This is a genomic window from Paraburkholderia sediminicola (genome assembly GCF_046026895.1).
Taxonomy (GTDB): domain Bacteria; phylum Pseudomonadota; class Gammaproteobacteria; order Burkholderiales; family Burkholderiaceae; genus Paraburkholderia; species Paraburkholderia sediminicola_C.
Window position 1 is genome coordinate 21,232 of sequence record NZ_JAQQEU010000088.1, and the last position, 6,000, is coordinate 27,231.

The 6,000-nt window shown below is 56.5% G+C and carries 6 protein-coding genes and 1 tRNA gene; 3 read left to right on the forward strand and 4 right to left on the reverse strand.

The window, feature by feature from the left end:
- Positions 1–391: 391 nt before the first annotated feature.
- Positions 392–676, forward strand: coding sequence for a hypothetical protein (locus tag PQR02_RS34720; protein ID WP_408242337.1), 285 nt, complete (start codon positions 392–394; stop codon positions 674–676).
- A gap of 289 nt (positions 677–965) precedes the next feature.
- Here PQR02_RS34720 and PQR02_RS34725 read toward each other — a convergent pair whose 3' ends face one another.
- Positions 966–1,265 (reverse strand): hypothetical protein, encoded by a 300-nt coding sequence (locus PQR02_RS34725; RefSeq protein WP_408242339.1) that lies wholly within the window; start codon positions 1,263–1,265, stop codon positions 966–968.
- Between the two features lie 145 nt (positions 1,266–1,410).
- Here PQR02_RS34725 and PQR02_RS34730 point away from each other — a divergent pair, with 145 nt between their 5' ends.
- Complete coding sequence (locus PQR02_RS34730; RefSeq protein WP_408242341.1) at positions 1,411–2,076, forward strand: Crp/Fnr family transcriptional regulator; 666 nt, start codon at positions 1,411–1,413, stop codon at positions 2,074–2,076.
- Positions 2,073–2,699 (forward strand): hypothetical protein, encoded by a 627-nt coding sequence (locus PQR02_RS34735; protein WP_408242343.1) that lies wholly within the window; start codon positions 2,073–2,075, stop codon positions 2,697–2,699. Before PQR02_RS34730 ends, PQR02_RS34735 begins: the two co-directional genes overlap by 4 nt.
- Positions 2,700–2,920: 221 nt before the next feature.
- On the opposite strand, the gene PQR02_RS34740 is transcribed toward PQR02_RS34735, so the two are convergent.
- The 3 genes from PQR02_RS34740 to PQR02_RS34750 all read right to left on the reverse strand — a co-directional run bounded on the left by PQR02_RS34740 (position 2,921) and on the right by PQR02_RS34750 (position 5,555).
- Positions 2,921–3,907: a TadG family pilus assembly protein gene (locus PQR02_RS34740; RefSeq protein WP_408242345.1), complete on the reverse strand. Its 987-nt coding sequence runs from the start codon at positions 3,905–3,907 to the stop codon at positions 2,921–2,923.
- A gap of 123 nt (positions 3,908–4,030) precedes the next feature.
- Complete coding sequence (locus PQR02_RS34745) at positions 4,031–4,501, reverse strand: TadE/TadG family type IV pilus assembly protein (protein WP_408242347.1); 471 nt, start codon at positions 4,499–4,501, stop codon at positions 4,031–4,033.
- Between the two features lie 978 nt (positions 4,502–5,479).
- A tRNA-Thr gene (locus PQR02_RS34750) sits at positions 5,480–5,555 on the reverse strand.
- Positions 5,556–6,000: the final 445 nt, after the last annotated feature.

The following is a 6,000-nucleotide window of genomic DNA, read 5'->3' on the forward strand; positions in this document are numbered from 1 at the left end:
TGTTTACGGCTTTGCAGCGAGGGTTCTTGAATCAATTTGCATAGGGACTGCTCGGCGCAAGTATGCGTTATTCACGGCACGATACAAACTTCTGCTGCATAAACCAAGCTGTGGCGATCAAACCCAGCGCGTCGCAGTAAAGGATGCAAGTCCCGGTGATTCACATCCGTAGAACTTCGCGACCATAACGGCGTTGTTTCCGAGTGAAACCTGTTCATTGGCAGTTTCACGCACACGCAGTACCAGTGGGATTGCGGCCGCCCTCCGGACAGTTCAATCCAGCAGAACGCAGCGCTTGTGGAGCAAAGCGCCGCATGGGCTCAGAACCTGGCCGGGCAAGCACTCGTTCTCGATGAAGCCATCCGATTGTTCTCCTTGCCAGGGAGACGGCTTGACTGAAACGCTGGCGTACGATTTCGTCCTAATCCTGACGCCCCCGATAATGTGTCGGGGAAAAGGCGATGCCTACGAGGCCTGTATGGTCGAGCGCGACAAAAAGGCCCGGGGCATGAACTGGCCTTTTTCAATGGCGCCGATACGCCTTCTTGGGGCGGCACGATTGCGCCGCCCCCCAACTGGCGACAATGTGACGCCCGTCGGCCAGGGCCACTATGCTCCCTGGAATGCCGCCAACGCGGATTGCTGGAACATCACACGACAACATCCCACCGCGTAACCTGCGAGTGAGAGGTGGATGTCGGCGATAAAGTGGGCAGCCCGCCTCCACATAGTTTCTTGGTGGCTTGCTGAGTGGCCGTTTGCCGATCCGTTGCGGACTGTAGATGAGGCGCGGAATCGACGTCAGCTTACGACGCAACCAACGGTCTTGAATAAAATCGTGTCGGCCGGCGGCCCGACGTCATTCGCCGTTGCTCAAGTCCACGCGTGTCGTCCCCGGAGATGCAGAGCGACCCGCGCGTGACGAGTGACAACCGAGGGTGAGGTTCGCTGTCCCGAGCTTCGCTTCAGCGGCGGCGGACGGTGTTGCAGCAATAGCGGGCGACGATCAGCGCGAGATCGACATGCTGGTCGGCCTTCAGAATTACGTCCGCGCGATTCGCGATCGCCGTTTCATTAGAGTGGCGATGCGGCGAAGTAGGGGCGCGACAGGTTTTTCCGCGTTTAATGGGTCCATTTAGAGGTGTTGTCTCGAATATGAATCGCTGGCAGTGGCGTTCTATATCGGAAGCTGGGCAATAAGCGGGCTCGACGCCCGCAACCGTCTGATGAATCCGCCGGCGTTTTTCGCTGAATATGCGGTCCATGTCTGCGTGCGGTCATTTTTACCATGGCAAATGTTACAACTAAATAAAATCTTTTTAAAATGGGGACAAAATGCAATAAATGTTAAATTTTTGTAGAATTCACGCCGCTGTTTAAGGCGATAAAATTAACAATGGTCGGGAAACGATGCAAATCCTGCTGAGAGAGCAGCCCCTTTTTTTGGGGGCGAGCGATGACCTCATAAAGAAAGTAAGCGAGATGGTCCGCCTCACCGAATTCGGGCCTGGTGACTACATCTGCTTTCAGGGTGACCCACGATCCCCATTCGTGCTGGTTATATCGGGACAATTGCGAACGTCCACCCTCTCCGAGGACGGTCGCGAAATCCCGGGACGCGTAATTAACCCTGGACAATGGGGTGGAGAAGAGCCGATTGTTTGCAATTCCTCCATCCACGGGAACATCGCGGCCATCAGAAAAAGCACCGTGGCCCTTTTCAGCCGATCCCACGCCCGGGAGTTATTCAACGAGCCCAATGTAGCGCGCGTGTTAATCAACTCCATGGCCCTTCGGGTTATGCATCTTGTCGAACGTCACGCGGTGCAGGGACTGCCGCGCGCGGATGCCCGAATCTCCGCTGTCATCGAGTCGGCGATCAACAATGCGGAAAAGGATGAATCGCCGCTGATCGAACTCCCCGACCAGGCGACTATCGCGGCAATGGCAAAAGTCAGCCGTGAGACCGTGTCGCGCGTGCTGAAGTCCTTGACGAGTCGCGGCGTAATTGCAAAGGAAGGCCGACGTATTCGCGTTTGCGATCGCGTTACGTTGCATGCTCTGGCCACTGGATGACCGTGGCCCAGTCTCATCCGGCAACGGTAAGCCAACTTCCAATGAAAAGACGTCTACTGCTCGCCGTATTCCTCGCCTTTACCACCGGTAAAACAATAGCCGCAAGTTCCGGTACCGCGGATATGCATGCCGGGCGGATCCCCGAAACCAGACGCCAGCCAAGCGACATTAAGGGCGTCGACTGGATCGCGTCGTACGAATCCGGCCCGTTACGTATTGTCTATCAGGCTGAGACCGGATGCGGCGCACCACTCGACGATCCGTACGTAATCGAGCACGGCGCCGATAAAGGCCTGGTGTTCCTCAAAGACCAGCACGATCGACGTGTCAACCAGTACTCAGTCCCCGGCACGCGGATTCGCGCGATCGTCCACGTCAAATACGAGATGACGGTCCTCGACCGGGCGGACCTGGTATTTACCGATCTTCCGGGCCAGAACCTCGTGCTGGTCCACACGACCATCGAGAATGCCGGAATATTCACCAGCAGCGATATTTATCCGCTTGCGTACCGGCACGGCAAGGTAATCGATAGCCACCACCTGATAGATAATCCGAGCTTGGCCAAAATGGTCACGATGGGCGCATCGCTGTATCGCGATGTGGTGCGGCCCGCTCATTAGGGCGATGCACGCGGACCGGAAGACCGCGCCGCCGCGCGCGGCCACAGGCTGACCGGCGCGACGAATTGCCCATGGCATCGACAGGTCACAAATCGGGGTGCGGCAAGCTCACGGTGCTCATACCAGCTTGGAATGCATATCCGACTTGCCATGTCATCGCTGTCCGGGGCAGCCGTGGAATTCGAGCTCGGGTCTTCGTCAGTACGTAATCCAGATCAAGCTCACTGAGCCAAACGCGGGGGTACGTAAGCTCCATAGTACGGACCGGCTTGCGCGGCGCCGCCAGTGGTAATTTCGTACCCTGTTATGAAATGGCCTTGTATGTACTTCGGATTTTTGTCGGCCGGATCTGGAGGATCGATGTGAAAAGCAGCGAAGCCAACGATCGCCGCGTTTCCCGTCGTAACCTGAGCCACAACCGGAACCAACACGTCGATTTTTGTTGGCACAGAATGATAAAGGGTCGCCTTGACACCAGGTTGGATCCATATCGAATCGCCTATGCTCAGCGCGGTTGGGTTTCCAGTTTGCATCAGCCCACGTACAGTCGGCACATCATTTGCATCCGTGAGAAAGGATGTCCATTGACCCGCTTCGCAACCGTTATACGACGCGCCATTACCGATTTGAACCTCATAAGCTTGGCCGGTCGACGGATCAATCGTCGGCGCACCAGTCTGAGCGTTCCAGTACTGGCCGTAAATACATTGACCGATTGCCATCGGGAATGCGCCACCCGGTGCGATATATCCCGGCGCAGAAACTACGGCTACAGCGGTCGCTGTGACGGAACCATTACTTATGCTGAAAAGCGGGGCGAAGAAAAAACTAACAGGACCACCATTAAGTCCTGCCGCGCGAGAAACTGTGACTTTTACCGCCGGAGTGTCATATGTACCAGGCGATATCGTCGATGCTTGCATGCCCGCTGGGGAACCCGCCAAGTTCCAGAATCCGCTTTGCGCCGACGCGGTGGTCAGCTGGATACCGTCTGAGCTATTTAGGCTGATCGCGCTCGCAGCCTTGGCTTGGGCAAGGCTCCAATTCGGGTTCGGGCTACCGGGAAGCAACGAACCGGCACCCGCGAGAGCTGCGGCGTCAGCTGCGTTCTGCAATTCATAACGGGCTAGAAATATACGTCCGAGATCGATCGCGAACGCAGCGGCCGCGAACGCTGCGACTAGCGAGAAAAGTATCGTTATGCTCATCGACCCGCGCTGACGTCGATAGCGTGGAATGTCGCACGCGAACCAACGCGCCCTTACACATTTGACCCGGCGCGGGTGAGTGGGGCCGGCATAATTGCGGCATCGCATATGGTCGGTCATGTGTTATTCGTAATTCATGACGGCGGTCGCATTCAACACTATCGGACCAGTGATGACACTCAATGTGGAACCGAGCACTAAACCGTCATAAGTGTACGAAACCGTGACCTGGAGCGGACTTCCCGAGTTTGTTCCGTTCGGCTGGGTTACGGTGACGGTCGGGGGACTTGCATTGCCGTTTGTTACGAGGCTACCTTGCGCACTAGCGGTCGTGATGGCTGCGATCTGGGCTGTACTGAGGGGCCGAACTTGAAGTACTGTGCCGGCTCTTGCACCTGCACGAGCGGCGTTGGTAATTGCGGCCTTGTCATAGAGCATCAAACTGCCATCGAAGATCCCAAGGACGACCATGATGAGAAAGGGCAGCAAAATAACGAATTCCAAGGCCACGCTACCCGAATCGGACCGGAGCAGCCTGAAAGCGCGTTGTCCCGTCAAGTCTCCGGGATATTTTGTAAAGTGGATTTTTGCCATTTTTTCGCTGCTTATAGGCTACGTGCGTCGCCAAAGCGTCGCTCTGGCAGTTTGCTTATCATATTCTTTGGGTCGTAACACATAGAATTGACTGCCCAAATGGCGCTACTCAAACGAGCATCATCCTGCCCAAACAGTCATGTGAAAGCGCGTGGCACGAACGCCTGGTTCGCTTTGCCTCTTAGCGGACGAGAGGCAATCGCTACCACATTCACGGTAATAACGGCGCGTTAGCCAAAAACTTTAGCTCGCGCGACTGCACAGCGCCCGTAGCAGGCCTGTGGCTCGAAACGCCGCCGCAGCCGTCTAGGTTCGGAAGCATACGAGCGATGGTTTTCCCCTATTCGGCAGGCGATCGCGCGCGAGATTTCGACCTTCCAATGGCTGGCACTTCAGTGACCGAAAGTGGCCCGACTATCGCCGGATGAGCGCGCGAGCCGGGACTGCGTAATAGCGACCGATGCTCCAGGAGCGGAGGTTTCGCGTGCTACTGGGAGACGATCAATGCGAGATCGACATGCTGGTGGGCCTGTGAAACTACGTGGGCGCGATGCAGGAGCAGGGGTTCATCGCGCGAGCGAAATAGGGGGTGCGAATCACTTCACGATAGTGAGCGCCGTCACTGAAAGCTGCTCAGGATCCGTCGAGAATTGAGTTCTCTCAGGTGCGCGACGTTGCTCTCGGAAAGTCGCGCGTCATTTAGTCGGGCCTCGCGCCCGGCTCTTTTTCACGGCGTTACAAGCATATCGGCGGGCGCTGCAGGAGCAGAGGGTTTATCGAACGCGCGACCTTTGACGACCTTTGGCGACATGGAACGCGGAGCGGATTGTCGCCGTGTCGTCAGCGCGCGAATTCCGCATTGCCCAACGGGCATTCTGATTGATTCTGGCGGCAGTAACGCACAGCGGGACTCAGGCTAAGGCAACGCCGGATAGCGAAACGGGCCACGCAAACATCGCGTGACCCGTCGCGTCAATCTGGTGCCCCCTGTCTGATTCGAACAGACCACCTCATGATTACAAGTCAAGTGCTCTACCAAATGAGCTAAGGGGGCGAAAACTGGTGCACGCCTGCCTTCGAGCCAGACTAGCGTAGTGTTGGTGCCCATGGGCAGGACTATGGATATGCAGTATAGCGTGCGTGCCGACGCCCTTTGGAGGGACCGTGACTTTGGCCAGCTGAGTTCGACCCCATAAGAGACGGTCAAATTTCTCCTTGACGGTCGTTCAAGCCTCGTCAAGCGAGGAATTGTTTAACGAACAAGAATGCAACCATGCGCGCAAAGTCGAGGTGGGTGCAATGGTCTTTGTCCGATCGGTATCTGCGGGACGACTTAAACCAATGAGCCGCTTGCGTTCACCGTGGTCTCATCTGCCCGGCGCATCGCCCGCGGCTGTGCAAATCAAGCAAAAAAGAGAGGCGAGTTTTCGCGCCAGTCATGCCGTTGCACTGAGGACCGAAAACGCCTGGGAGGCAAACACGCTAACGAGTAGTACTTA

Excerpts from the sequence above, each read along its gene's own strand:
- PQR02_RS34725 (WP_408242339.1), bottom strand. The coding sequence starts at position 1,265 with ATGGACCGCATATTCAGCGAAAAACGCCGGCGGATTCATCAGACGGTT.
- PQR02_RS34730 (WP_408242341.1), top strand. The coding sequence starts at position 1,411 with ATGCAAATCCTGCTGAGAGAGCAGCCCCTTTTTTTGGGGGCGAGCGAT.
- PQR02_RS34735 (WP_408242343.1), top strand. The coding sequence starts at position 2,073 with ATGACCGTGGCCCAGTCTCATCCGGCAACGGTAAGCCAACTTCCAATG.
- PQR02_RS34740 (WP_408242345.1), bottom strand. The coding sequence starts at position 3,907 with ATGAGCATAACGATACTTTTCTCGCTAGTCGCAGCGTTCGCGGCCGCT.
- PQR02_RS34745 (WP_408242347.1), bottom strand. The coding sequence starts at position 4,501 with ATGGCAAAAATCCACTTTACAAAATATCCCGGAGACTTGACGGGACAA.